This is a genomic window from Methylobacterium sp. J-043, from assembly GCF_022829505.1.
In the GTDB taxonomy this organism is placed as follows: Bacteria; Pseudomonadota; Alphaproteobacteria; order Rhizobiales; family Beijerinckiaceae; genus Methylobacterium; species Methylobacterium extorquens_A.
Genome location: NZ_JAKSYB010000042.1, coordinates 242,349 through 267,700, shown reverse-complemented (window position 1 = coordinate 267,700; position 25,352 = coordinate 242,349). Strand labels below are relative to the sequence as shown.

General features: G+C 68.2%; 28 protein-coding genes. 13 read left to right on the top strand and 15 right to left on the bottom strand.

The window, feature by feature from the left end:
• Positions 1–247 precede the first annotated feature (247 nt).
• Positions 248–781 (bottom strand): protease adaptor protein RcdA, encoded by a 534-nt coding sequence (gene rcdA, locus MKK50_RS10345; protein ID WP_253372457.1) that lies wholly within the window; start codon positions 779–781, stop codon positions 248–250.
• 655 nt (positions 782–1,436) lie between these two features.
• On the opposite strand from rcdA, the gene rpmH reads away from it, so the two are divergent.
• From rpmH to MKK50_RS10315, 6 genes are all read left to right on the top strand, one after another.
• Positions 1,437–1,571 (top strand): 50S ribosomal protein L34, encoded by a 135-nt coding sequence (gene rpmH / locus MKK50_RS10340; RefSeq protein ID WP_012253788.1) that lies wholly within the window; start codon positions 1,437–1,439, stop codon positions 1,569–1,571.
• Positions 1,572–1,645: 74 nt separating this feature from the next.
• Positions 1,646–2,143: a ribonuclease P protein component gene (gene rnpA, locus MKK50_RS10335; RefSeq protein ID WP_499022045.1), complete on the top strand. Its 498-nt coding sequence runs from the start codon at positions 1,646–1,648 to the stop codon at positions 2,141–2,143.
• The gene (gene yidC, locus MKK50_RS10330) at positions 2,136–3,986 is read left to right on the top strand and encodes a membrane protein insertase YidC (RefSeq protein WP_499022044.1); all 1,851 of its coding nucleotides are present in this window, start codon (positions 2,136–2,138) and stop codon (positions 3,984–3,986) included. The genes rnpA and yidC overlap by 8 nt, the downstream gene beginning before the upstream one ends.
• Positions 3,987–4,231: 245 nt before the next feature.
• Positions 4,232–4,891, top strand: a complete 660-nt coding sequence (yihA, locus tag MKK50_RS10325) for a ribosome biogenesis GTP-binding protein YihA/YsxC (protein WP_253372463.1) — start codon at positions 4,232–4,234, stop codon at positions 4,889–4,891.
• Complete coding sequence (locus MKK50_RS10320) at positions 4,888–5,259, top strand: DUF423 domain-containing protein (RefSeq protein ID WP_499022042.1); 372 nt, start codon at positions 4,888–4,890, stop codon at positions 5,257–5,259. The genes yihA and MKK50_RS10320 overlap by 4 nt, the downstream gene beginning before the upstream one ends.
• Before the next feature lie 122 nt (positions 5,260–5,381).
• Positions 5,382–5,885, top strand: a complete 504-nt coding sequence (locus MKK50_RS10315; RefSeq protein WP_499022100.1) for a hypothetical protein — start codon at positions 5,382–5,384, stop codon at positions 5,883–5,885.
• Positions 5,886–5,946: 61 nt separating this feature from the next.
• Here MKK50_RS10315 and MKK50_RS10310 read toward each other — a convergent pair whose 3' ends face one another.
• From MKK50_RS10310 to MKK50_RS10285, 6 genes are all read right to left on the bottom strand, one after another.
• Positions 5,947–7,386: a short-chain fatty acid transporter gene (locus MKK50_RS10310; RefSeq protein WP_253372469.1), complete on the bottom strand. Its 1,440-nt coding sequence runs from the start codon at positions 7,384–7,386 to the stop codon at positions 5,947–5,949.
• A 96-nt stretch (positions 7,387–7,482) separates the two neighbouring features.
• Positions 7,483–8,214 (bottom strand): glyoxalase superfamily protein, encoded by a 732-nt coding sequence (locus MKK50_RS10305; protein WP_499022040.1) that lies wholly within the window; start codon positions 8,212–8,214, stop codon positions 7,483–7,485.
• A gap of 169 nt (positions 8,215–8,383) precedes the next feature.
• Positions 8,384–9,061 (bottom strand): metallophosphoesterase family protein, encoded by a 678-nt coding sequence (locus MKK50_RS10300; RefSeq protein ID WP_499022039.1) that lies wholly within the window; start codon positions 9,059–9,061, stop codon positions 8,384–8,386.
• Positions 9,062–9,117: 56 nt separating this feature from the next.
• Positions 9,118–9,474, bottom strand: a complete 357-nt coding sequence (locus MKK50_RS10295) for a hypothetical protein (RefSeq protein ID WP_499022037.1) — start codon at positions 9,472–9,474, stop codon at positions 9,118–9,120.
• Between the two features lie 110 nt (positions 9,475–9,584).
• The gene (gene clpB, locus MKK50_RS10290) at positions 9,585–12,209 is read right to left on the bottom strand and encodes an ATP-dependent chaperone ClpB (protein WP_499022035.1); all 2,625 of its coding nucleotides are present in this window, start codon (positions 12,207–12,209) and stop codon (positions 9,585–9,587) included.
• 203 nt (positions 12,210–12,412) lie between these two features.
• Positions 12,413–13,186, bottom strand: coding sequence for an MOSC domain-containing protein (locus tag MKK50_RS10285; protein ID WP_499022033.1), 774 nt, complete (start codon positions 13,184–13,186; stop codon positions 12,413–12,415).
• Between the two features lie 136 nt (positions 13,187–13,322).
• Between MKK50_RS10285 and MKK50_RS10280 the strand changes: the two genes are divergently transcribed.
• A complete protein-coding gene (locus MKK50_RS10280; protein ID WP_499022032.1) occupies positions 13,323–14,099 on the top strand; it encodes an MOSC domain-containing protein in 777 nt (258 codons plus the stop codon).
• Between the two features lie 22 nt (positions 14,100–14,121).
• Here MKK50_RS10280 and MKK50_RS10275 read toward each other — a convergent pair whose 3' ends face one another.
• The gene (locus MKK50_RS10275) at positions 14,122–14,346 is read right to left on the bottom strand and encodes a hypothetical protein (RefSeq protein WP_060769852.1); all 225 of its coding nucleotides are present in this window, start codon (positions 14,344–14,346) and stop codon (positions 14,122–14,124) included.
• 413 nt (positions 14,347–14,759) lie between these two features.
• Between MKK50_RS10275 and argB the strand changes: the two genes are divergently transcribed.
• From argB to MKK50_RS10260, 3 genes are all read left to right on the top strand, one after another.
• Positions 14,760–15,656, top strand: coding sequence for an acetylglutamate kinase (gene argB / locus MKK50_RS10270; protein ID WP_499022030.1), 897 nt, complete (start codon positions 14,760–14,762; stop codon positions 15,654–15,656).
• Positions 15,657–15,743: 87 nt separating this feature from the next.
• Positions 15,744–16,490 carry a pyrimidine 5'-nucleotidase gene (locus MKK50_RS10265; protein WP_499022029.1) on the top strand — a complete coding sequence of 249 codons (747 nt, stop codon included), beginning with the start codon at positions 15,744–15,746 and terminating at the stop codon, positions 16,488–16,490.
• Positions 16,487–16,927, top strand: coding sequence for a metallopeptidase family protein (locus tag MKK50_RS10260; protein ID WP_499022027.1), 441 nt, complete (start codon positions 16,487–16,489; stop codon positions 16,925–16,927). Before MKK50_RS10265 ends, MKK50_RS10260 begins: the two co-directional genes overlap by 4 nt.
• Before the next feature lie 4 nt (positions 16,928–16,931).
• Here MKK50_RS10260 and MKK50_RS10255 read toward each other — a convergent pair whose 3' ends face one another.
• From MKK50_RS10255 to MKK50_RS10235, 5 genes are all read right to left on the bottom strand, one after another.
• Positions 16,932–18,164, bottom strand: coding sequence for a peptide ABC transporter permease (locus MKK50_RS10255; RefSeq protein WP_499022026.1), 1,233 nt, complete (start codon positions 18,162–18,164; stop codon positions 16,932–16,934).
• Positions 18,165–18,293: 129 nt separating this feature from the next.
• Entirely contained in the window at positions 18,294–18,824 is a 531-nt protein-coding gene (locus MKK50_RS10250) for a DUF2937 family protein (RefSeq protein WP_499022025.1), read from the bottom strand.
• Between the two features lie 67 nt (positions 18,825–18,891).
• The gene (locus MKK50_RS10245; protein WP_499022023.1) at positions 18,892–19,152 is read right to left on the bottom strand and encodes a hypothetical protein; all 261 of its coding nucleotides are present in this window, start codon (positions 19,150–19,152) and stop codon (positions 18,892–18,894) included.
• 10 nt (positions 19,153–19,162) lie between these two features.
• Positions 19,163–20,170 carry a WD40 repeat domain-containing protein gene (locus tag MKK50_RS10240; protein ID WP_499022021.1) on the bottom strand — a complete coding sequence of 336 codons (1,008 nt, stop codon included), beginning with the start codon at positions 20,168–20,170 and terminating at the stop codon, positions 19,163–19,165.
• Positions 20,171–20,187: 17 nt separating this feature from the next.
• Positions 20,188–20,862, bottom strand: coding sequence for a YoaK family protein (locus MKK50_RS10235; RefSeq protein WP_499022019.1), 675 nt, complete (start codon positions 20,860–20,862; stop codon positions 20,188–20,190).
• A gap of 267 nt (positions 20,863–21,129) precedes the next feature.
• On the opposite strand from MKK50_RS10235, the gene MKK50_RS10230 reads away from it, so the two are divergent.
• Both MKK50_RS10230 and MKK50_RS10225 read left to right on the top strand, forming a co-directional pair.
• A complete protein-coding gene (locus tag MKK50_RS10230) occupies positions 21,130–21,549 on the top strand; it encodes a response regulator (protein ID WP_253372499.1) in 420 nt (139 codons plus the stop codon).
• 34 nt (positions 21,550–21,583) lie between these two features.
• Positions 21,584–21,928, top strand: a complete 345-nt coding sequence (locus MKK50_RS10225) for a photosystem reaction center subunit H (RefSeq protein ID WP_253372501.1) — start codon at positions 21,584–21,586, stop codon at positions 21,926–21,928.
• A gap of 4 nt (positions 21,929–21,932) precedes the next feature.
• Here the strand turns inward: MKK50_RS10225 and bioD are convergent, their stop codons facing one another.
• Positions 21,933–22,610 carry a dethiobiotin synthase gene (gene bioD / locus MKK50_RS10220; protein ID WP_499022016.1) on the bottom strand — a complete coding sequence of 226 codons (678 nt, stop codon included), beginning with the start codon at positions 22,608–22,610 and terminating at the stop codon, positions 21,933–21,935.
• Between the two features lie 189 nt (positions 22,611–22,799).
• Positions 22,800–23,573, bottom strand: a complete 774-nt coding sequence (locus tag MKK50_RS10215) for a ferredoxin--NADP reductase (RefSeq protein WP_253372505.1) — start codon at positions 23,571–23,573, stop codon at positions 22,800–22,802.
• A gap of 303 nt (positions 23,574–23,876) precedes the next feature.
• On the opposite strand from MKK50_RS10215, the gene MKK50_RS10210 reads away from it, so the two are divergent.
• Positions 23,877–25,349, top strand: coding sequence for a Dyp-type peroxidase (locus MKK50_RS10210; RefSeq protein ID WP_499022013.1), 1,473 nt, complete (start codon positions 23,877–23,879; stop codon positions 25,347–25,349).
• Positions 25,350–25,352: the final 3 nt, after the last annotated feature.

The following is a 25,352-nucleotide window of genomic DNA, read 5'->3' as shown; positions in this document are numbered from 1 at the left end:
CAATACGGTTCGGCCGAGACGATCCGCCTAGAGCATCATCCCGAAAGGTGGCCGCCGGCTTTCGGAAAAAGATGATGCAAAGACAATAGGCTAGAGCATCGTCCTGGATCCGATATCCAGGACGATGCTCAAGGACGATCCGGGCCGGGGCATCAGCCCGCAACCCCTGCCCCGGGCACGCCGAGCATGCCGCGCGCTCCGGATCCACCCCGGAATTCGGGTCGGATCGGGGCAAGGACGGTCGGAATCACTCTCCGCCGAACGCGGCGCGCAGACGGCCGAACTGGGCCGTCACCGGGCTTTCCCGCGGCACCGGAGCGGGACGATCCTCGCTGATGAGCGCGTCGAGGTGGAGGATGCGCGTGTGCAGCCGGCGCGAGCGGCGCACAAGATCCTGAAGCCGCAGCGGCAGGGCGGTGAAGGCATCGCCGGAATCGGGCAGGGCGCGCTCCGGTTCGGCGAGCTTGACGCGGGTCTTTTCCTCCTGCGCCTGAACCAACGAGATCTCACCCTCGGACACTGCGCGCTGAACCAGCAACCACGAGGCGATCTGCATCAGCCGGGTCGTGAGGCGCATGCTCTCGCTGGCATAGGCGAGCGTGGCATCGCGGGAGATCAGACGCGATTCGGAGCGCCCCTCCCCATCGAGATAGGCCGCCGTCTCCTCGACCAGCAGCATGCCCTCGCGGAACAGGGTCTTGAAGCCTTCCGAGGTCACGTAGGACTCGCCGAAGCTCACCCACTCGCGATCGTCCCGGAACGTGACGTCGAACTCGGTCATCCTGCCTCCTGTACCGCCAGCGAACCATCTGCCCCGGATCGGGACGATGCCGGTGCGAATGCGGCCAGTGGGGCAAGTGTAGCGCCGAACGCGAGCCGAAAGGAGGTTCACGTCTTTTTAACGTTAACGGTGCCGGCCGGCACGAGACCCGGCGCCAGGCACCCGGCGTGCGGCGAAAGGCAAAAAAGAAGCCGCCCCAGGAGGAGCGGCTTTCGTGAGTCTTACAGGGAGGCATCAATCAGACTGGAAAGAGATCCCAATCAGGATCCAGACAATCTGGATGTGTCTCTTCGTAGAACGGAAAGGTTAACGCTCCGTTAAGGGCCGGCCCGTGGCCGCAGGTTTCGGCGGCACAGGCTTCGCAAAGACCCAAATCGGGACTCGGGCGACCGCACCATTGCGGTCCGATAGCCACCGCCGCCGGCCGAATCGGCCCCGAAATCGCCCAAGGCGTCGCAGCTGCGGGCGGTGCCGTCATGGGCCGGCGCCGTCATTGACTTGCGGCGCCCCCTCCGCCATAAGCCGCGCCATTGCGAAGCGGCGCCCCGTTCCGGGCGCCCTTCGCGTTTGCAGATCCCATTTCGAGGTTCACGCACGGTCCGCGCGCTCATCGGCAGCGCCACCGGGTCGATACCTCGGCCGCCGGAGACCGACCATGAAGAGAACCTATCAGCCCAGCAAGCTCGTTCGGAAGCGCCGCCACGGCTTCCGCGCCCGCATGGCCACCGCCGGCGGCCGCAAGGTCATCGCGGCCCGCCGCGCGCACGGCCGCAAGCGCCTCTCGGCCTGATACGTCCCGCGGCGCCGCCTTCGCGCGACGCCGCCTCTTGCAACACGAGCCCGCGAATCGGGATCGGAGCGCCCGTGCCGACGATCGGACGTCTCCGGCGGCGCCCGGATTTCCTGGCAGCCGCCCAGGGCCGGCGCTTTCATACGGACCGCATGAGCGCCCAAGGGCGCCTGCGCGATCCGGGCGAGACGCGCGACGGCGCGACCGCCGAGGGCCTCTTCCTCGGCTTCACCATCACCAAGCGCGTAGGGCATGCGACCGAACGCAACCGGATACGGCGACGCCTGCGTAGCGCCGTTGCCGCCGTGGCGGCGGATGCGCCTGCGATCGGAGCGGATGTCGTGGTGATCGCCCGACGCCCCGCCCTCGACGCCTCGTTCGATAGCCTCGTCGCGGATCTGCGCCGCGCGCTCCATTCCGTGACGCGCCCGGCCACGCCGCGCTCCGGCGACACCGCCCGGCCGACCACGCCGCGACGCGGCGGCTCCCGCTCCGGGCGCGGCGCGACGGCTGGCGGCACTCCGCCCTTTCCCCCCACATCGAAAGCGCCTGACGGATCGACCGATGGGTAACGACAAGACGAACATGTTCGTCGCCATCGCCTTGTCGCTGGTGGTCCTGCTTGGCTGGCATTACTTCGTCACCGGGCCGGCCAGCGAGCGGCAGCGACAGGCGGCGCAGAGCCAGACCGCACAGACGGGCGCACCGCAGACGGCCGACGGCATCCCGTCGCCGAGTCCGCGCGAGGGCAGCCCCAACGCGCCTGCTCCCGGCACCCTGCCGGGCGCCGCCGCGCAGGGGCCCATCTCCCGCGAGGATGCGCTGGCCCGCTCCGCGCGCGTCCGCATCGACACGCCGGCCCTCTACGGCTCGATCGGCCTCAAGGGCGCGCGCATCGACGACGTGAGCTTGAAGAACTACCACGAGACCGTCAGCGACGAGAGCCCGCGCATCGTGCTGCTCTCGCCGACCGGCTCCGCCAACCCGTACTACGCCGAGTTCGGCTGGGTCGGCGCCAATGCGGGCCCGCTGCCCAACGCCGACACCCTCTGGAAGGCGGATGGCGACCTGCTGGCGCCCGGCCGGCCGCTGACGCTGACCTGGGACAATGGCCAGGGCCTCGTCTTCAAGCGCCTCGTCGCCGTGGACGACAAGTTCATGTTCACGGTGCGCGATGAGGTGGAGAACACCTCGGCCAACCCCGTCACGCTCTATCCCTACAGCCTCGTCTCGCGCTGGGGTAAGCCGCAGACCCAGGGCTACTACGTCCTGCACGAGGGCCTGATCGGCGTACTCGGCAATGACGGCCTGCACGAATACACCTACGACAAGGTCGGCAAGGAAGCGGCCTATGGCGGTCCCGCCACGCTCGGCAAGGCGTGGACGAACGTGACCGGCGGCTGGGTCGGCATCACCGACAAGTACTGGGCCGCCGCCACGATCCCGGAGCAGGGCAAGCCCTTCACCGGCGCCTTCACCGAGCGCACCGACGGCGCGACCAAGATCTACCAGACCTCCGTGCGGGGTGACGCCGTCACCGTGGCGCCGAACGCGTCGTCGGCCACGACCCAGCGCCTGTTCGCGGGTGCCAAGGAGGTCAACCAGATCAACGCCTACGAGCGCGAGCTCGGGATCAAGCAGTTCGACCTGATGATCGACTGGGGCTGGTTCTGGTTCCTGACCAAGCCGATGTTCCGGGCGCTCGACTTCTTCTTCCACCTCCTGGGCAATTTCGGCGTCTCGATCCTGCTCGTGACGCTGATCCTGAAGCTGTTCTTCCTGCCGATCGCCAACCGCTCCTACGTCTCCATGGCCAAGATGAAGGCCGTGCAGCCGGAGATGACCTCCATCCGGGAGCGCTACAAGGACGACCGGACGAAGCAGCAACAGGCGATGATGGAGCTATACAAGAAGGAGAAGATCAATCCGGTCGCCGGCTGCTGGCCGGTGCTGATCCAGATCCCGGTCTTCTTCGCGCTCTACAAGGTGCTGTTCATCACCATCGAGATGCGGCACGCGCCGTTCTTCGGTTGGATTCAGGATCTGGCCGCGCCCGATCCGACGAGCATCGTCAACCTGTTCGGCCTGCTTCCGTTCACGCCGCCCGAGTACATCCCGATCCATCTGGGCGTGTGGCCGATCATCATGGGCATCACGATGTTCATCCAGATGAAGATGAACCCCGCGCCGCCGGACCCGGTTCAGGCGCAGGTCTTCGCCTTCATGCCGATCGTGTTCACCTTCATGCTCGGCTCGTTCCCCGCCGGCCTCGTGATCTACTGGGCCTGGAACAACACCCTCTCGGTGATCCAGCAATACGTCATCATGCGCCGTAACGGCGTGAAGGTGGAGTTGTGGGACAACCTCAAGGGCATGTTCAAACGCGGCAACAAGAGCGCCGCGGCCAAGGGCTGAGTCTAAGAGCTGACGCTCGCCCGTTGAGCGCCGACCTCCTCCCCGAGAGCGTCGTCCTGGATATCGGATCCGGGACGACGCTCTCGGCACTTGTTTTTGCATCATTGTTTTCCGGGGGTGGCCACCGCCTTTCGGGACGATGCTTTAGCGGGGATGAGGCCGATGGCGGTGCGGACCGCATCGCCATCGGCCTCATCCCCCCACCCCTCCCCTTGCCTGCAAGGGGGGAAGAAGCGCGCAGCCCCATGACCGACGACCCCACAGACGCCCCCTCCCCCGAACTACTCGAAGCCGGCCGCCTGCTGTTTGCCGGAGCTGCGGACTTCACCACCGCTGCCCCGGCCCTCGGGGCGTTGCCGCCGATGGAGGGTGTCGAGATTGCCTTTGCCGGCCGCTCCAATGTCGGCAAGTCAAGCCTCGTCAACGCCCTGACCGGGCGCAACACGCTCGCGCGGACCTCGCACACGCCGGGGCGCACCCAGCAGCTCAACTTCTTCCGGATCGGCGAGCGCCTGACCCTCGTCGACATGCCGGGCTACGGCTACGCGGCGGTGGAGAAGGCCAAGGTCGAGGCCTGGACCAAGCTGATCCACGCCTACCTCAAGGGCCGGTCGAACCTGGCGCGCGTCTACCTGCTGATCGATTCCCGGCACGGCCTCAAGGAGATCGACACCGATCTGCTCGACGGGCTCGATAAGGCGGCGGTCTCCTATCAAATCGTTCTGACCAAGGGCGACGCGCTGAAGAAGGCGGAGATCGAACGGCGGATTGCCGGCATCCATACCGCTTTGGCCAAGCGCCCGGCGGCTTATCCCGAAGTGCTGCTGACCTCGAGCCGCGACGACCGCGGCGTGGCCGAACTGCGCGCGAGCATCGCCCGACTGCTGCAGGAGCGCGGCGCGTGACCGGCCTCGACCGCGTCCTCGCTGCCCTGGCCGCACTCGCCGGCGGGCTCGGCGTCGCGGCGAGTGCTGCGGCCGCCCATACCAGCGGCGGCGAGACGCTGAAAACCGCCGCGCAATTCCTGCTGTTCCACGCCCCCGCCGTGCTGGCGCTCACGGGTCTTGCCGCGACCGGCTTCGTTCGCGGCGGGCTTGCGCGCCTCGCCGCAGCGGCCCTGCTCGTCGGCCTCGCGCTGTTCTCGGGCGATCTCGCCCTGCGGGCGCTGACGGGCACGCCCCTATTTGCCATGGCGGCCCCGAGCGGCGGCGTCGTGCTGATGGCCGGCTGGCTGCTCGCGGCCCTTGCGGTGCTGGTGCCGGCGCGGCGTTGAACCTCGGCGCTCAGGCTGAGCCCGCAGGAGGACGCATGCTTAGGTCCTGGCTTCTGTTCGCCGTTTGCCTCGGGGCCTCGCCCGCTCACGCCGCGGAGATCGAGGAGAACGAGCCGCTGGTGATGCGGCTGATCTTTGAGGATTGCCTCGGCTACATCCGCCACGGCCGCACCCCGTTCGAGGGTCTCGCGACGCGGCCCGCTTCACGCGACGCGCTCGATCAGCTTCCCTCCCGCGTTCCGAACCGGGAACAGGCAATCGAGCTGCTGTCGCCGCGCTACGTCGCCTCGTGGGGGCGGGATGCCGACGGCAGACACTGCCTCATCTTTACCGTCTGGTCGGCCCTTCGCGACGGCCTGCCGGCGCGCCTCGGCGTGAGGGCGAAAAGCATCTTGCCGCGCATCGACGCGCGAGCGCGCAGAGAAGGGCTCACGGAATCCGGAATGGCGAGTGAATTCTCTCCGCTCGCGACGAGCTATTGGTCGGAAGGCGGCACCGGTCACGACCGCGGGCCGCAACGCCCCATCAGCTTTTCACTGCTGGCCACGGGCACCGGCGACGAGGCGCGCGGCCTCATGGATGCCGGCGTGATCGTGATGGGCGGCCCGCCGCAGGGCCGCCCGTAGAGCATCGTCCCGAAAGACGGACACCGGCTTTCGGGACGATGCGAAACAGGAGACGGGGGTATCACCCCGGTATGACCGGCGGGTGGTATTCCAGCGTGAAGGCGAGCGCCCAGAGCAGGAACAGCACCACCGGCAGGTGGACGATGAGCTGAAGAAAGCTGAAGCCGACGATGTCGCGGGCCTTCAAGCCCAGAATTCCGAGCAGCGGCAGCATGAAGAACGGGTTGATGAGGTTCGGCAGCGCCTCGGCCGCGTTGTAGACCTGCACCGCCCAGCCGAGATGTACCTTCAGCTCGTTGGCCGCCTGCATCACGTAGGGCGCCTCCAAGAGCCACTTGCCGCCGCCCGAGGGGATGAAGAAGCCGAGCAGCGCCGAGTAGACGCCCATGGCGAGCGGGAAGCTGCCTTGCGTGTTCATCGCCACGAAGGCGTGGGCGATGACGTCCGAGAGGCTGTGGCCGGCGGCGTTCTTGGCGCCCGTGAGGATCGCGGCGATGGCGGCGTAGAACGGGAACTGGATCAGGATGCCGGCGGTGGCCGGAACCGCCTTGGAGAGCGCGGCCAGGAAGCGCTTGGGCCGCCAGTGCAGCACGAAGCCGGCCATGAGGAACAGGAAGTTGTAGGTGTTGAGGTTGGAGATCGCGATCATCCAATCCTGGCGCGCGAACTCCTGGATCAGCCAGCCCGCCGCCAGCAGGCCGATGAGGATCGTCAGGACGGGCGCGTGCTCCAGCCACTCGCCGGGCTGCTTGGGCGGCGCGACGCTGTCTTCCTGTTTGGAGACATCGACGCCGAGATCCTGCGCCGTCACCGCCGTCTCGCGGCCCGGCGCGGAAGCGAGCGCGATCAGCGCCGACATCACCACGAGGATGGCGGCGATCAGGATCGACTGCCACAGGAAGATCGTCTCGCTGAACGGGATCACGCCTGTGATCGGCAAGAGGCCCGGCGGCAGGCTTTTCGGGTTGGCCTGAAGCTGTGCCGCGGACGAGGACAGACCCATCGCCCATGTGGCGCCCAAGCCCAGATAGGCGGCGGCGCCGGCCGCGCGGTAATCCATCCGCAACTCGGTACGCCGCGCCAGCGCGCGGGCGAGCAGGCCGCCGAAGATCAGGCTCAGGCCCCAGCTCAGGAGCGAGGAGAGCATGGTGGCGAGTGCCACGTAGCCGATAGCGCCGCGGCCGGTCTTCGGCACCAGTGCCATCCGGTCGATCAGGGCCTGCATCGGAGCGGATGTCGCCACCACGTAGCCGCCGATGGTGACGAAGACCATCTGCATGGTGAAGGGGATCAGGGTCCAGAACCCGTCGCCGAAGCTCTTCGACACCGCCTGGACCGGCGCACCGTTGATGAGCGCCGCCGACGCCACGATCACGACGGCGATGGCGACGAACACGAAGGCGTCGGGAAACCACTTCTCCGCCCAATCGGTGAAGCGGAGTGCGAGGCGGGCCATGGCCCGCTCCTCGGTCCGCTTGCGGGGCTCTGCGGGCGCATCCATCGGCGTCGGCTCCTCATCCGCGGCACGAACGGCCGCGGTTAGGCCCTGTTAGAGAGGGAGCCGACGCCGGGTTCAAGCCGGTCCGGTGACGAAACCTCAACGCTCACAGAAATCGAGATTGGCCGGCCGCCTGGGCATCCGGCTCACGTCGCCCGTCTCGCCGAGCCGGGTCATCGTCACCGGGATCTCACCCCCGACGGCCTCGATCCGGACGTTTCGCGCCCAGACTCGCCCGTAGCCCTTGAGGAAGAACCCATAATGGAGGCTGGCGGCCTGCTCCGGCACATCGAGGACGGTGGTGCGCCGGGTCCAATTCGCGGTTCCCTTGAGCGGACCGTCGGTCTGTCGCTCCATTATGTTGTCGAAGCTTAAGCCGCGCCGCTCGTAGCCATCGACACGCATCCACAACGTGGCAGCGTCCGCATCCTCGACTTTCAGCTCGGCCGTGAGCCTCAGGCGCTGCCCAAGGAAGTCCTGCGCGCCGATGCTCTGCATCAGCACGGCGATCAGCCCCGTCAAATCCTTGCCTTGGCCGCGCGCGACGATGCTTTCGATTAACGCGGCGCCCGGTCGATCGGGATCGAGGCCGAGCCGGTGCGTGGTATCGCCGACGGAGCCGACGACGAACCAGTCCTTCGGCAGTGTCAGCGGCGTGACGCTCGGCGGTTCCCGCTCTTCCAGCCGGGCCGACAGGACGTTCCAGTCGGAGAAGCCGAACTGCCGGGCGACGAGTTCGTGGCAAGTACTGTGGGGGAGGTCGATGCGGCGCTCCGACAACGAGGTGCGCAGCGTCCTGGCCATCGATTTGGCGTTCGAGATGTCGAGCATGGTCGAACCTTCGCTTGGGCGCGTTCGGCGTCAGTGCTCGCGTTGCTGACAGGCGGCCCAAACAAGGGGTCGTTCCGAGGTCGGCCGTACATTCACCGTTCCCCGAGGGGTGCGAGCGGCGGGCTGTACGGGGCCACGGCGAAAAGCTAGGGCGAGTCGGCTCCGGCGGTCAAGCCTGAGCCGAGACCCGCAAAAACTCCACGGCCGGGCCCTGCGCCTGCGAAAAGACGCCCGCCGTCAGCGCGTTGCCATAGACCGCGCCCGTGTCGAGATTGGTGCGGAAGCGGCGGCAATCCGGCCCGCCGCGGGTCTGCGGCGTGTGGCCGTGGACGACGTGGCGGCCGAAATCGTGGTCCTCGGACAGGAACGGCTCACGGATCCACAGCCGGTTGTGGAGGTCGGGGTCCGGCACCTCCCCTTCGGGGCGGAAGCCGGCATGGACGTACCAGCGCTGCGCATCCTCGTGCAGGGTTGGCAGGGCCTCGATCCAGTCGAGCATCTCGCCAGGCAGCTCTTCCGGCCCCGACACGTCGAACGACGCGAGAGTCTCGGCGCCGCCGTTATAGACCCAATGGTCGAGGGCGCCGGGCTCGCGCAGGCTCTTCAGCAACATCTCCTCGTGGTTGCCCATGAGGCAGACCACGTCCTCCGGCTCGCGCCATTGCAGGCGGCGCAGGGTCTCGATCACCCGCGCGCTGTCGGGCCCGCGATCGATGTAATCGCCGAGGAAGACGAGCTTCCTGGCGCAGCCCCCCGCATGGGCCTCGATGCGTTCCAGCAGGCGGTCGAGCAGATCGGCGCAGCCGTGGATGTCGCCGATGGCGTAGGTGATCGTCTCGGCGGTCATCCACTCGTTGTCGATGGGATTTCGCTGCAACGCAAGACGAGGGTATGCCGAGCTGATTACCCGGGGCGGAACACGTCCGGATAGGGGCGTTCGAGGCGCAACTTCTGACGCTGACACCACGCGGCGACCCCCGTCGCCTCGATCTCGGCGCGGATCCGGGCCTGCTCGGCCTTCACGATCCGCATGAAGGGCTCCTTTCCCGCCTGCCGGATGCCGTCCATCAGCACGGTTCCCTGCAGCGTCTCGGTGAAGCTGACATCGATGCCGACATGCGCCGGGCAGCGGTTCTTGAGCGCGGTGAGGAGCGCCGCCTCGCCGGCGATCAGCCGCAGCGCGGCCGGATCTTCGGCAGGCTGCGCCTGCGCCGATACGGCGGCGGCCCAGAGCGCGAGCGCGAGAGCAATCCGCCTCATCGAGTTTCCTTCTCCGGCGCGGCGACGGGGCGCTCCGGATCGTTCCGGCATGGCCCCGGCCGAGACTGCCCCGGCGCGGTCTCCCGCGCCGGGGCCTGTCGTTCACCCGATTAGTTCAGCAACACGCCTGCCGGCCGGCGCTCGGCCGCGACGTCGCCGATCATCAGCCCGGCCGGGCCGACGCGCACCGGCACGGTCTCGCCGTCGTGGATCACCCCCGAGAGGATCGCTTCGGCCAGCGGATCCTGCACGTTCTTCTGGATCACCCGCTTCAGCGGACGCGCGCCGTAGGCCGGGTCGTAGCCCTTGTCGGCGAGCCAGGTGCGGGCCTCCTCGTCCACGTCGAGGGTGATCTTGCGATCCTCCAAGAGCTTGGCCAGACGCCCGAGCTGGATGTCGACGATCGCTCCCATCTCCGAGCGCGCGAGGCGGTGGAACAGGATGATCTCGTCCACCCGGTTCAGGAACTCGGGCCGGAAGTGGCCCCGCACCACGCCCATCACCTCGTCGCGCACGGCGTCGGTGTCCTGGCCGGCCGGCTGATTCACCAGATACTCCGAGCCGAGGTTCGAGGTCATGATGAGCAGCGTGTTGCGGAAATCGACCGTGCGGCCCTGCCCATCCGTCAGACGCCCGTCGTCGAGCACCTGCAGGAGGACGTTGAACACGTCCGGATGCGCCTTCTCGACCTCGTCGAACAGCACGACCTGATAGGGCCGGCGCCGCACGGCTTCGGTCAACGCACCGCCCTCCTCGTAGCCGACATAGCCCGGAGGCGCGCCGATGAGGCGGGCGACGGCGTGCTTCTCCATGTACTCGGACATGTCGATGCGGACCAACGCGGTGTCGTCGTCGAACAGGAATCCGGCCAGCGCCTTGGTCAGCTCGGTCTTGCCGACGCCCGTCGGCCCGAGGAACATGAACGAGCCGATCGGCCGGTTCGGATCCTGCAGGCCGGCCCGCGCCCGGCGCACCGCGGTCGAGACCGCCTCCACCGCCTCGCGCTGGCCGACGACGCGCTTGGCGAGCGCCTGCTCCATCGCCAGGAGCTTCTCGCGCTCGCCCTCCAGCATCTTGTCCACCGGCACGCCGGTCCAGCGGGAGACGACGCCGGCGATATGGGCCGGCGTGACCGCCTCCTCGACCATGCCGTCGCGGGCGCTCCCGTTCTCGGCCGCAGCCTCGATCTCGGAGAGCTGCTTCTCCAGGCCGGGGATCACGCCGTAGGCGAGTTCGCCCGCGCGCTGGTACTGGCCCTGGCGCTGCGCCGAGGCGAGGTCGTTGCGCGCCTCGTCGAGCTTCTTCTTGAGTTCGGCGGCAGCACCCAGCTTGTCCTTCTCGGCCTTCCAGCGCGCGGTGATGGTGGCGGATTGCTCTTCGAGGTCGGCGAGTTCCTTCTCCAGGCGCTGGAGCCGGTCGCGGGAGGCGGAATCCGTCTCCTTCTTCAGCGCCTCGCCCTCGATCTTCAGCCGCACGATCTCACGATCGACGTTGTCGAGTTCCTCCGGCTTCGAATCGACCTGCATGCGCAGGCGCGAGCCCGCCTCGTCGACGAGGTCGATCGCCTTGTCGGGCAGGAAGCGGTCGGTGATGTAGCGGTTCGACAGCGTGGCCGCCGCGACGAGCGCCGAATCCTGAATGCGCACGCCGTGGTGCTGCTCGTACTTCTCCTTGATGCCGCGCAGGATCGACACCGTGTCCGCGACGGTGGGCTCGGAGACGAAGACGGGCTGGAAGCGCCGCGCCAGCGCCGCGTCCTTCTCGACATGCTTGCGGTACTCGTCGAGCGTGGTCGCGCCGACGCAGTGCAGCTCGCCGCGGGCGAGCGCGGGCTTCAGGAGGTTCGAGGCGTCCATGGCGCCGTCGGCCTTTCCGGCGCCGACCAGCGTGTGCATCTCGTCGATGAACAGGATGATCTGGCCTTCCGCCGCGGTCACCTCGGAGAGCACGCCCTTCAGCCGCTCCTCGAACTCGCCGCGATACTTCGCGCCGGCGATCAGCGCGCCCATGTCCAGCGCCAGCAGGCTCTTCTCCTTGAGGGATTCCGGCACGTCGCCGTTGACGATGCGCAGCGCCAAGCCCTCGACGATGGCGGTCTTGCCGACGCCGGGCTCGCCGATCAGCACGGGATTGTTCTTCGTGCGCCGCGACAGGACCTGGATCGTGCGGCGGATCTCCTCGTCGCGGCCGATCACCGGATCGAGTTTGCCCTCACGGGCGGCCTCGGTGAGGTCGCGGGCGTACTTCTTCAGCGCGTCGTAGGCGTTCTCGGCCGAGGCGTTGTCGGCGGTGCGGCCCTTGCGCAAGGCGTTGATCGCGCCGTTGAGCGAGGCCGCGGTGACGCCCGCCGCAGTCAGGATGCGGCCGGCCTCCCCGTCCTTCTCGACGGCGAAGGCGAGAAGCAGGCGTTCGACGGTGACGTAGGAATCCCCTGCCTTCTCGGCGGCCTGCTCGGCGGTGTCGAACAGGCGCACGAGTTCGCGCGTCGCCTGCGGCTGCGCGGAGTTGCCCGAGACCTTCGGCTGCTTGGCCAGCCATTGCTCGACCTGCGCATGCGCGACCCGCGACTGGCCGCCGGCCCGGTCGATGAGACCGGCGCAGAGCCCTTCGGGATCGTCGAGCAGGACCTTGAGGAGATGGCCGGGCGCGAGTTGCGGGTTGCCCTCGCGGACGGCGAGATTCTGCGCGGCCTGGACGAAGCCGCGGGCGCGCTCGGTGTATTTCTCGAAATTCATTTCGTGTTGCCCTTCCCCGGATCGGATCGGTCTTCCGCCCGCTTCACGCGGCACGGAGCCTCCGATGCGTCGCCCCGCGGGGTCAGCCCCGCCGGGACACCGGCGCTCTCTTCTGAGCCGCCGGCAGGGATGAATTGGGTGTTGCGTTTACGTGACACAAGAGGGCGAGGGCGCCCAAAACGCATCCCAGTTGGGCATTCGAATCAGGCCTGTTGAAGTCGGTCGCCGACCGCCACGGCGCCGTCGGCGAGCACTTCGAGGTAAATGCCGAGATCGACGTGGTCGAAATGGCGTTTCAGCGCCTTGGGCAGGTTGGTGTCGCGCCGGGCCGTCTCCGGATTCACATCGACGGCGGCGCAGCGCGGCGTGCGGGCGAGCCCCCGCAGGCGTAAGTTCCCGATCGTCACCTCCCGGCCGATCCACTCCATCTCCGCCCACGGCTCCAGCCCATCGACGTAGATGTTGGCGCGGAAGCGCAACGGGTGGATCGCGCTGCCCGTCCGCTCCTCCAGGGCACGGACCGAGGCGAGGTTGATGAGCGAGACCGCGCGCATGAAGGCCGGCGAGATCACGCTGCCATCGGTGAACTTGTGGTCGGCCGCCCGCACGAGGCGCGGCCGCCCCTTGGCCGCCGGGCCGACATAAGCCTCGAAGAAGCGTTCGACCGCCTCGCGGCCCTCGGGCTCGGTCAGATCCTCGGTGAGCATCGTCTCGCCGTCGCGGGTGATCGTGAACTGCCCGGTTTCGGGGTCGAACCGCGTCGCGAGTGCAGCCAGCACCTCGTTGCTGCGCAGCATCAGGAAGTAGCCCTTGTCGAGCGGCTCGGGTTTCGCCGAATCGAAGGCCGTGGTGCCGAGCGCGAGGGCGTATTCGCGGTCGAAGGCGAGGCCGGATGCGCGGGCCAGCGTCAACGCCGGAAGTGGCTCGGCCGAGAGGCCCTTGACCGGATAGCGATAGAGCGCGGTGACCTCGGCCATCTGTCCTCATCCTCCTGACGCGAGGGGGCAGGCTGGCCGAGACCGCGGCGGCGGACCATGCGGAATTCTCCGTAGACGGCGCGTGCGCCTGCCGGCCCGGTTGCAAACCGGGCGCTCCCGGATTTAGCGAAGGCGGATGAGCCAGAGCCCCGCCCTCCGCATCGCCGCCCTCTACCGCTACCCGGTCAAAGGCCTCTCGCCCGAGGCGCTGGAGACGGCCGAGCTGGAAACCAGCGGCTACTTCCCCGGCGACCGGCTCTACGCCATCGAAAACGGCCCCTCCGGCTTCAACGAGACCGTGCCGCGCCACCGGCCGAAGGTCGCCTACCTGATGCTGATGCGCAACGAGGCGCTGGCGCGGCTACGCACCCGGTTCGACGACGCCACGCATCGCCTCACGGTCGAGGAGAACGGCGTGCAAGCGGTGGACGCGAACTTGAGCACGGCGGAGGGGCGCGCTGCGCTCGCCGAATTCATGAAGGGGTTCCTGCCGAACGAACTGCGCGGTGCGCCGCGGGTGCTGACGGCGCCACCCGGTTACCGCTTCACCGATTCGCCGACCGGCTACGTCTCGCTCATCAACCGCGCGAGCGTGGCGGCGACCGAGGATCTCGTCGGCGCCCCCGTGGATCCCCTGCGCTTCCGCGGCAACCTCTATCTCGACGGGCTGGAGCCTTGGGCCGAACTCGACATGGTCGGCCGGGTGCTGGAAGCGGGCGACGTCCGGCTGAAGATCACGAGCCGGACCGAGCGGTGCGCAGCCACCAATGTCGATCCGCAGACCGGCCAGCGCGACCTGTCGATCCCGAGAACCCTCATGCAGGGGGTCGGCCACACCGATTGCGGTGTCTACGCCGAGGTGCTGTCCGGCGGCGTGCTGCGGACGGGCGACGGCTTGCGGGTGATCGGCTGACGCGGGATCGGCGCGTGCCGAATCAGCGCTTGCGAGCCTGGGCGCGGGCCGTGAGCCAGAGCGGCTCAGGCTCGGCGCAGGGCAGGAGCGCAGCCACGGCATCGAGATCGACCGCGTAGTTCTCGGTGAGCTGACGCCAGATGTCGGCGGACGAGCCTGCGCCCTGGCCGAGACGCTCGACGATGCGGGCGAGCAGGCCGGGATGCGTGAGACTCGGACGCGGCATCGCCAGATCGGCATTCAGCATGGTCGCCCCCTTCGTTCAACCAGGGGATGATTGATCGTGATGGTTAACCATCGTTTAAGCACCGGATTGAAATCGGCTGAAACGACGACCCGAATACAGCTCAACGACCACAAGCATCAGAGTTCGACCCGCCGGACCTGAGTTTCACCGTCTCCGTCCCTCGATCCCGCGATCGGCCGAGCCGCGTTTCAAGAGTGACACGAAGCGGCGCTATGGCATCGTTCCAAGGGGTGGCCACCGGCGTCCGACGTGTCGGCGCCGATCGGATGTCGTGAAAGCGCTCTTCGAAAGCGCTCTTCGCACGGCACCCATCGCAGGATCGCGAGCACGCGGACTCTTCGCGTCGCACAAAGCCTGCGCTAGAAGCCGTGCCGAATCCGCCTCCGACTCGAGAGAGAGCCAGGACGACCGCGATGACCGATCCGTTGCCGAACGTGCATGTGCGTGCCGAGATCCTGACCCAGGCGCTGCCGCATATGCAGCGCTACGATCAGGAAATCGTCGTCATCAAGTATGGCGGCCACGCCATGGGCGACCCGGCGGCGGCGGAGGACTTCGCCGAGGATATCGTGCTGCTCGAACAATCCGGCCTGAAGCCGATCGTCGTGCATGGCGGCGGGCCGCAGATCGGCAAGATGCTGGCCCGGCTCGGCATCGAATCGGAGTTCCGCGGCGGCTTGCGCGTCACCGACGAGGCCACCGTCGAGGTGGTCGAGATGGTTCTGGCCGGCTCGATCAACAAGCAGATCGTCGGCTGGATCGCCGCCGAGGGCGGCCGGGCGATCGGCCTGTGCGGCAAGGACGGCAACATGGTCCGCGCCAAGCAGGCGATGCGGACGGTCAAGGACCCCGACAGCAACATCGAGCAGGCGATCGATCTCGGCCTCGTCGGCGAGCCCGAGCATGTCGAGCGCGGCGTGCTCGACGCGGTGCTGAAGGCCGAGCTGATCCCGGTCCTCGCCCCCGTGGCCTACGGCGAGGACGGCAAGACCTACAACGTCAACGCCGACACCTTCGCCGGCGCCATCGCGGGTGCACTGCGGGCCAAGCGCCTGCTGCTGCTCACCGACGTGCCCGGCGTGCTCGACAAGGACAAGAACCTGATCCAGGAATTGACCATCGAGGATTGCCGCCGTCTGATCGCCGACGGCACCATCACCGGCGGCATGATCCCGAAGGTCGAGACCTGCATCTACGCCCTCGAACAGGGCGTGGAGGCGGTGGTCATCCTCAACGGCAAGGTGGCGCACGCGGCGCTGCTCGAGCTGTTCACCGATTTCGGTGCGGGCACCCTGATCCGGCGCACCTGACGGCAGCGCTTCCCTGAGCGACGCGCCTCCCTACATACGGGACGGGACATTCCCGTCCCGTTTCCCCTCACGAGCGTTACCCTCCCCTTGCTGCTTCCCGGCGAGAGCCACTTCACCACCCCCGACGCCCGCGGGTTCTCCCACGTCGATACCTGGGTGTTCGACCTCGACAACACGCTCTACCCGAGCGACGCGCGGGTCTGGCCGCAGGTGGACGAGCGGATCACGCTCTACGTCATGCGGCTCTACGGCCTCGACGCGATCTCGGCGCGCGCGCTGCAGAAGCATTTCTACCATCGCTACGGCACCACTCTGAAGGCGCTGATGGTGGAGGAAGGGGTCGATCCGCACGACTTCCTCGACTTCGCCCACGACATCGACCACTCGACGATCAAGCTCGACGAAGCCCTCGGCACGGCGATCGGGCATCTGCCGGGGCGCAAGCTGATCCTCACCAACGGCTCGCGCCGCCACGCGGAACGGGTCGCGGGCAAGCTCGGCATCCTCGACCATTTCGAGGACGTGTTCGACATCGCCGACGCCGACTTCATCCCCAAGCCCGACCGCGGCACCTACGAGCGCTTCCTCCTTCGCCACGAAGTCGATCCCCGGCGCTCGGCCCTGTTCGAGGACATCGCCCGCAACCTCGTGGTGCCGCACGACCTCGGCATGGCGACCGTGCTGGTGGTGCCGCCGACGCTCGATCCGTTCCGCGAGCTCTTCGAGCAGGAGGCGGTGCAGGAGCCGCATATCGACCACATCACCAGCGATCTGGCATCCTTCCTGGTCCGCTGCGTGCTGCCGGTCGTCCCACCCGAGCCCGCGGCGCCGTGAGTGACGCGGCTGCGGGCCACTGGGCCGGGGCCAAGGCTCCGAGCCTAGCCGAGATCGAGGCTCTCGCCGATGCCGCCTTCGCCGCCCTGCCGGTGGAATTCCGGGTGCTCTGCGCGGGCGTTCGCATCCACGTCGATGACTTTCCCGACGACGAGACCCTGACCGAGATGGGCTGCGAGTCGGAGTTCGACCTGCTCGGCCTGTTCCGCGGCGTCGGCCTGGCGCAGGCGGGCGAGGTCGCCACGGGGCAGATGCCCAACGCCGTCTGGCTCTACCGCCGGCCGCTGCTCGATTACTGGGCCGAGCATGACGAGACACTGGGCCACCTCGTCACCCACGTCCTCGTTCACGAGATCGGCCACCATTTCGGCCTCTCCGACGACGACATGGCCGGCATCGAGGCGGCGGCCGACGCGATCGAGACGTCTGAAGCCTGAGGCTTCAACTCCGCGCAGGCAGACGCGGGATCAGCCCGACCTTGGGCCGGCGGGAGCGGAACTGCCCGCGCTCGATCGCCACGAAGGTCAGGATCGCCAGGGCGAGCGTGGTGAGCCACCAGATCGTGGTGAGGCCGACGCCGACGCAGCCGATGGCAAAGGCGGTCGCGAAGGCCGCCATGGCGCAAGGCGCCAGCACCGACGCGTCGCGGCCCGCACGATGGATTGCGCCGTAGAGGGCGAACGCCGCGGCGAAGGCGCCGACGATGCCGAGTTCGTACCAGAACTCGAACAGCATCGTGGTCGGCGCATTGATCGGCAGGATCCCGAAGATCTTTCCGCGCAGGGTCGTCTCGAGGCCATGGCCGGTCACGAGCCGCACCGGCTCCAGGGTGACGACCTTCTGCCACGCCTTGAGCGCCAGCACGCCGGGCGCCACGGGCCCGAACAGGGCGATGCCGATGGGGCGCGCGAGAAACGGCAGCAGCGGCGCGACCACGAGCAGGCCGGCGGCAACCAGCGCGGTGACGCGCACGCCGAGCGACAGGCGCCAATGCGTCAGCGCGAAGGCCAGCGCCCCCACCGCCAGCGCGAACAGGGCGGTGACGCCCGGCGCCAGCAGCAGCGCGCCCGCGACGAGCACGACCACGACGAGCGAGCCCATGTCGCGGCGGCGCGAGCGCAGCCACGCCACGGCGGGCCAAGCGAGCAGCGCCAGCAGCACCGCGCCGCGCTCCAGGGCGCTGTCACCGTCCGGATTGTCGTTGAGCATCGCGTCGCCGACGAGGTTGATCAGGATCGCGACGATGGCCGCTGTGCCGACGCCGAGCGGCAGCAGGTAGAGGTTGGCCGAACGCATCCGGTCGGGCAGCGCGAGATAGGCGAGCAGCGTCATCACCACGGTGGCGACGAGGTTGGCCAGCCGCTCGCTCGCGGGTCCGGGAAACGGCGTCCAGACCAGCGACAGCCCCGACCAGAACACCACCAGCATGCCAGCGAGGAAGGACGGCGCGGTCAGCAGCCGCTTCAGGGCCGGGCCGACGGCGCGCTGGTGCTGGTCGATGGCGCTCGCGGTGATCAGCAGGACGACGGCGATGGGTGCGAGCACCACGGTGGCGCGGCGCGAGACCTGCGCGGCCACCGGCAGCACCACGAACAGGCCGAAGAAGCCGATACGGCGCAGCAGGGCCGCCGCGTCGAGGGCGGGATCGACGGTCGTGGTCGGGGGACGCGGCATGATCGAGGGAGGACCGGATCCGGCGCCCCTGCGGAGTGCGGGCGCTTAGCCTACACCTAGTGCAGTGGGATGGGCCGGGCTGTAGAGGCGCTGCAACACCTCAGCCCGTGCAGCAGCGCGAAATTTGCATCAAGCTGCCGTGGTCTCTGGCCGCGCGCGGCGACGGCGGCGGGCGAGGTGGCGTCCGACATCGCTGGTGACGCGCCAGCCGCCCCAGGCGGCGAGGAAGCCGAGCAGCCCGGCGACGAGGCCGTCCGCCGTGGTCGGCACCGCCGGCTGATAGTCGCGATAGGCGGCGCGGGCGATGCTCATGTCGGGGTCGCGCGCCATCACGCCGAGGCGTCCGAGCGGGCTCGCCGCCGTGTCGAGGGCGAGCTTCTGCGCTTCCAGCCGCTTGAGCCGCTCGACATCGGCCCGGGCCGACTCGCCGCGCCGGGCGATGAAGGCATCCGGGTTGGTCCGCAGCAGCGCCAGCGCCTCGTCCCGGCTGCGGCCGGTGGCCTGGGCGTCGGCATCGAGGGAAGCGATGGAGCGGCGCAGCTCGTCCAGGGCCCCGCCGAGGCGCTGGGTGTATTGCTGGGCGAATTCCGGTGCCTGCGCGGCGATGACCGCCGCGAGCAGTCCGAAGGCAAGGCCGAGCGTTCGGACGACACGGAACATCAACATTTCCTTTGCGGGGGCCACCCGGTTTGTAGGGCGATCCGCGTCCCTCGGGGAGGGCCGCGGCTCAATCTTGGCAGAGGGCGGCCGCCACATCCGCCTCGGTGAGGGCGTCGAGGGCGCCGGTGATCTTCACCGCCCGCGTCTTCTCGCCGGGCGGGAACAGCAGAACCACGGTCTCGGTGCCGGGGCAGGCCGGATCGGTGCAGACGATCTCGCTCACGCTCATCGCCGTATCGAGGCCGTAGCCGCCCGCCTTGCGCAGCCAAGCCTCCACCCGCCGCCGGGCGACGGCATCGGGCTTTGGTGCGCGTCCGAACAGGGCCACGGCGCGGGCGTCAGGCCGGCAGGGTCAGCAGGCCGGCCTGCCCGTCGGCGCAGCCGAAGGCGAGGCGGGCGCCGGCCGGGTCCCAGGCGAGCGCCGAGATCGCGCTGCCCTTCACGGCCGGGCGCACCAGCAGCTCCGAAGCGTCGGAGAAGCGCACCAGCAGCACGCAGCCATCCTCGTAGCCGATCGCCAGGACCGGCGCCTTCGGGTGGAACGCGACCTGCGAGACCCGCGCCGGCCGTACGCCGCATTCCCGCGGCGCCTTGCCGGTGGGGCCCTCCTTCGAGTCGAACGGCCAGACGATGGCCGCCTCGGCGCCGCTGGTGGCGAGCCACTTGCCGTCCGCCGACCACGAAAGCGAACGCACCTTGGCGGGATAGCCCGACATCCGCATGTGGCCGCGGTCGGGCTGGAGGCGCCAGCCATGCAGCGCGTTCTCCTGCATGGTCGAGACGACGAAGCGGCCGTCGGACGACCACGTCACGTCGAGATGCGAGCCCTTCCACTCGATGAATTCGGGCGGCGTCTCGAGGTTCGGATACCAGAGGCTGACGCCGTTGTAGTGCGCCACCGCCAGCCGGTAGCCCTTCGGCGCGAAGGCGAGGCCGCGGCCGGTGGTGGGCGCGGTGAAGGTCTTCTCGCGGCCCTTGGCATCGCGGGCGATGATGGTGCGTCCCGAGGCGAAGGCGAACGAGCCGTCGCCGTGAAGCGACAGCGCATCAATCCAGCCGCCGTTCTTGGCTCGCGCCAGCTCGCTCGACCGGCCGTCCGCTTCCGTCGCGACCACGCGGCCGTCGTCGCCCCCGCTCACCAGCCGGGCGCCGTCGCTCGCTGCCACGAGGATGCCGCTGTCCGGGTGGGCGGCAACGGTCTCGGTCGCGCCGTCACGGGCCAGCAGCACGCCGCCATCGGCGAGCGCCAGCGCCAATGTCCCCTTGAGCCAGTGGGCGGCGGTGACGTGAGCGCCGGCGGCGATGTCCGCGACGTGCTCGGTGAGAGAGGGAGCGGAGACGCTCATGCCGGAGGGGTCTTCCTTCAGATCTTGGTCAGCGGCACCGGCGCGCGCCGGTAGGCCAGGGTGAACAGCGTCGCGGCCAGACATAGCCCGGCCGCGACGCAGGCGGGAATCGCCAGGGCCACGATTCCGAGATGCGCATGGGCGAGCGTGCCCGCAACCGCCCCGACGAGGAGCGAGAGCCAGACCGAGCCGTCGCCGACCCAGCCCAGCCGGGGCCCCCGTCCGGCGAGCGCCAGCGCCGCCTTCTGGCCGAACGCGAACAGCGCGCCCGTGACGAAGGTGGTGCCAGCGCGAAAGCCCTGGACATGGGCGAGCACCGCATTCTGCCCGCCCATGGCAAGCGCCAGGAACAACGAGGCCACGCCGACATGGGCGTGCTCGGCGGCCAGGGCGACCGCCGCCGTCAGGGCGACGGCTTCCAGGCCGAGTACCGCGGGCGTGACCCAGCGTGGCGGGCACAGGGCGGCGATGGCGCCCCCCGAGACCGCGCCGACGAGGAAGGCGCCGATCAGCAGCGCCGGCAGCACGGCGCCGAGCGGCTCGCCATGGCCCAGCGAGACGGCGAGCTGCGTCGTGTTCCCGCTCATGAGCGAGGTGTAGAGGCCGCCGAGCCGGATGAAGCCGAGCGCGTCCACGAATCCGGCGAGCGCCGTGAGCACGACGCCGAAGCCGATCTGCCAGGGTCGGGTCACGGGGCGGGCACGATCGTTAAGGCGCTCTTCGAAAGGCGGGCGGGTGCGGGGGCGAAAGACGGCCTCATCCGACAAGGGTTTAGGCGTGTCATCGCGGCAGGCGCGACTGAGAACAGTTCCTGCACGCTGCCGTCAAGGTTAACCGATCGGTTACCAAATGCGCGCAAATCGAAGCAATCACGGTGAACGAGGCCCTTCACGGCCCCGTTGGTCCGGCGATCCGCAAGCTCGGCTGTTGCCCGAGCACGGGTGAGTTGGAGTTCTGCCATGATCCCCTTCGCCTGCGTCCCCGCTGCCCTGCCGCCGTTCTCCCTGGCGCCGCATGCCGACACGATCCTCGTGGTCGAGGACGAGTTCTTCGTCTGCGAGCTGGCCGCCGAGGCCCTGCTCGACGAAGGCTACCGGGTGCTGACCGCGGCCGACGCGGAGGAGGCTGAGGCGATCCTGTCGAGCGAGCACGTCGACCTGCTCTTCACCGATATCGATCTGGCCCGCAACACGAACGGCATCGCGCTGGCCCGCAGCGCCCGTCGCAGCCTGCCGCGCCTGCCGGTGGTCTACACCTCCGGCGGCCGCGACGGCCTCTCCGCCGCGGAGGCCGTGAACGAATCGGTGTTCATGCCCAAACCCTACCGCGCGTCGCAGCTCGTGGCCGTGACCAACGACCTGCTGCGCCACCGCGACTGAGTTTCCCCGCCCTCAACCCATACGAGACGTGACCATGCGTCGCCTGATTACCTGCGCCTTCCTGATGCTCGCCGCGATTCCGGCCGCCCGAGCCGAATGCAATGTCGAGGATACCGGGCTCGAACCGACGATCGCGGCGAAGAAGGAACTTCAGGAGGTCAAGAACGCCCAGATCGTGCGCGACCTGCGGACTCTGCGCGATGCCGCGATCGTGCTCGAATCCTACGGCTTCCCGGACGAGTGCAAGCGCCTTGTCGCCATCGTGAAGGGTCTGGCCGCCAAGCCCGACGACACGATCAAGCGCAGCAGCGACACCGACGAGGAGAAGGCCGAGGAGATCCAGGAATCCCGCGAGCCGAAGGCGCCCCGCGCACGCTGAGACTTCAATCCAGCGCGGCGAGCCCATCCGGAAAATCCCCTCCGCGCCTCAGGCAGACGACCGGTACGGAAACGTAGCGCACGATCTGCCCGGCCACGGTTTCAGGGGGGATCGGTGCCCCCTCGCTCTCGCTGACGACGATGCCGACGAGTGGGATGCCATGCGCCCTCAGCGTCTCGACGGCCGTCAGCGCGTGGCTGATGGCGCCGAGATAGCTGCCGGACACGAGCAGCGACGGAATTCCCTGCGATCTCAGCCAGTCGAGGCCGGTGGCGTCCTCGGTGATCGGGCTCATCAAACCGCCGACGCCCTCGATCACTACGGTCTCACCGTCATCGGCCTCGGCCAGACGCGCGCCGCACCACGCGACAAGCTCAGGCAGCCCGAGGCTGCGCCCCTCGCGGGCGGCGGCGAGGTCGGGTGCCAGCGGCGCAGCGAAGCGCCAGGGCGAACAGGCCTCGACCGTTTCCGGCGTGACGGCGAGCCCCTGCGCCGCGAGCAGGCGCCCGGTGTCGCTCTCGGCGAAGTCGGGATGGTCGAGCGGAGGAACGCCGCTCGCGAGCGGCTTCAGCGCCCGCACCCGCCAGCCCTGCCCACGCAGGCGGCGGACAAGAGCGGCGGTGGTGTAGGTCTTGCCGATCTCGGTGCCGGCGCCGACGACGAACAAGGCGGGCGGGGGCATGGCGTGCGGATCGCTCGGTTAGGAAAACGGCGTTGTCCCACCAGCGCCCTCATCCTGCGATGCCGGCGCCAGCGCGACTCGAAGGATCATCCGGTTCGCGCACGGATCCCCGGAGCATCCTTCGAGGTTGCCGCGCGGCACCTCAGGGTGCGGTGGAGCGGCTGAGCCAGCCGCTCGCTACTGGAGGATCTACTTCTCGACGAAGGCCTTCTCGATCACGTAGTGGGCCGCCTCGCCGTGGTTGCCCTCCTCGTAGCCGAGGCTGGTCAGCAGCTCGCGGGTGTCCTTGATCATTTCAGGACTGCCGCACAGCATGAACCGGTCGTTCTCGATCGACATCGGCGGCAGGCCGATATCCTCGAACAGCTTGCCCGAGGTCATCAGGTCGGTGATCCGGCCGCGGTTGCGGAACGGCTCGCGGGTGACCGTCGGGTAGTAGATCAGCTGGTTGGCGATCATCTCGCCGAGGAACTCGTGCTTCGGCAGCGTCTCGGTGATGGTCTCGCCGTAGGCCAGTTCCTGCACCTGACGGCAGCCGTGGATCAGCACGACCTTCTCGAAGCGGTCGTAGGTCTCCGGATCCTTGATGATCGACAGGAAGGGGGCGAGCCCCGTGCCGGTGCCGAGCAGGTAGAGGTTCTTGCCGGGCAGCAGGTTGTCGAGCACCAGCGTGCCGGTCGGCTTCTTGCCGATCATGATCGGATCGCCGACCTTGAGGTGCTGGAGCTTCGAGGTGAGCGGGCCGTTCGGCACCTTGATCGAGAAGAACTCCAGCTCCTCCTCGTAATTGGCCGAGACCACCGAGTACGCACGCAGCAGCGGCCGGCCCTCGACCTCGATGCCGATCATCGTGAACTCGCCGTTGCGGAAACGGAACGAGGGATCGCGCGTCGTGCGGAAGGAGAAGAGCGTGTCGGTCCAGTGATGGACGGAGAGGACGCGCTCCTCGTTGTACTTGCTCATCGTTCTAAAGAGCCCAGTTGCAGGAGTTTTCCGGCCGCTCTTCTCGCAAGTGCGGGACAAACGTCAAGCCGCAGGAAGAGCGCAGGCGATCTGACGGCAGCGCATCATCCGAAGCCGTCGGCTCGTCTCGGCGGGCATACCGACCGGCTGGAGCGGACCCGGCCGAGCTACCACCAAATTGATGTTGATGCCGAAGCCTGTTTATATCCAGCTAAATCTGTAAATTTTCTGATTCGAAGCACATCGATGCTGCCTATCGATCAATAAATACTTCTTCCAACACCTGTTTCTGCGGAGGACGCCATGGCGATCGACATCACGGAACCTCTATCCTGGAAGCAAGCCGACTCAGAAGAACTTCTGATGCTGGAGGGGCTTCAGGGCAATATCTTGAAAGGACACGGACGGCATTTTACGGCGAACCTGTTCTTTCGGCTCGATCCGACGCGCAGTCTCGAAGCGAGACGCCTGCTGCGAGAGCTTGCCAACTTTCACATTGTCAGCGCCTATCGGCAACTGATCGATGCCGACAGTTACAAGAAGGCCGGAAAGAAGCGCGAGGGTGGCCGAGGTGCGGGCGCCTTCGTCCACGTCGCGCTGTCGGCCGCAGGATACGAGGCGATCGGACGAGGCGACCTCGCCCCCGTCGATCCGGATTTCGCCCTCGGGATGGGACACCCGGACAGTATCGAGGCCCTCAAGGATCCACCTCTTGAGACTTGGGAGCAGGAATTCCGCACCCCCATCCACGGACTCGTCATCGCCGCGCACGAGACGCCAAGTGCGCGGGCGAAACTCGCAGCGCAGATCCGCGAACTGATCCACGTAGCCGGCGGCACAGTGTTCATCCAGCACGGAGCCGCCCTCTTCAACGCAGCCGGCGAGGGCATCGAGCATTTCGGCTACGTTGACGGCCGCAGCCAGCCCCTGATGCTGATCGAAGACATCGAAGCGGAACGAAAGGAGACCGGGACCGACCGATGGGACCCGGCCTTCCCCCTCGGACTTGCCCTGGTCCCCGATCCCGGCGTGCCAGACGATCCGACGGCCTTCGGCAGCTACCTGGTGTTTCGCAAGCTTGAGCAGCAGGTACGCTCCTTCAAGTTGCGTGAGCAGGTCGTCGCGGATAATTTGGGTCTGATGGGCGCCGACGACCGCGAGTTGGCCGGCGCCCTCATCGTCGGTCGCTTCGAGGACGGCACACCGGTGACGCTGTCGCCCGAGGCCAGAGCCCTCAAGCCGGGGAACAATTTTGACTACACGGCGGATGCCGGCAGTCGGTGCCCGTTCCACGCCCATATCCGCAAGACCAATCCGCGCGGGGCCGGCGGCGCGGAACCGGAAGAAGAGGAGCGCAGCCACCTGATGCCGCGGCGAGGCATCCCCTACGAGGACGCCCGGCGTGAGGTTCACCCAGCCGAGTTGCCGGAAGCGGACAGCCTGCAGGAATTTCAGGAAAAGGTCGCCGAAAAGCTGCCGAAGAACGGCGTCGGACTGCTGTTCATGGCCTACAATTCCGAAATTGCCCACCAGTTCGCGTTCACGCAGGCCATCTGGGCGAACAACGCCAACTTCCCCTTACAGCCGACGCCGCCCCATGGAATCGATCCGGTTATCGGCCAGGGATCTCTGACGGCCGGCGAGCAGAAGCTGCCGCGGGCGTGGGACGATCCAACGGAGGGCGTCGCGACGGATGTCGATTTCGGCGGCTTCGTTCACATGAGGGGCGGCGAGTATTTCTTCTCGCCGAGTCTCACCTTCCTGCGGAATCTATAGGCC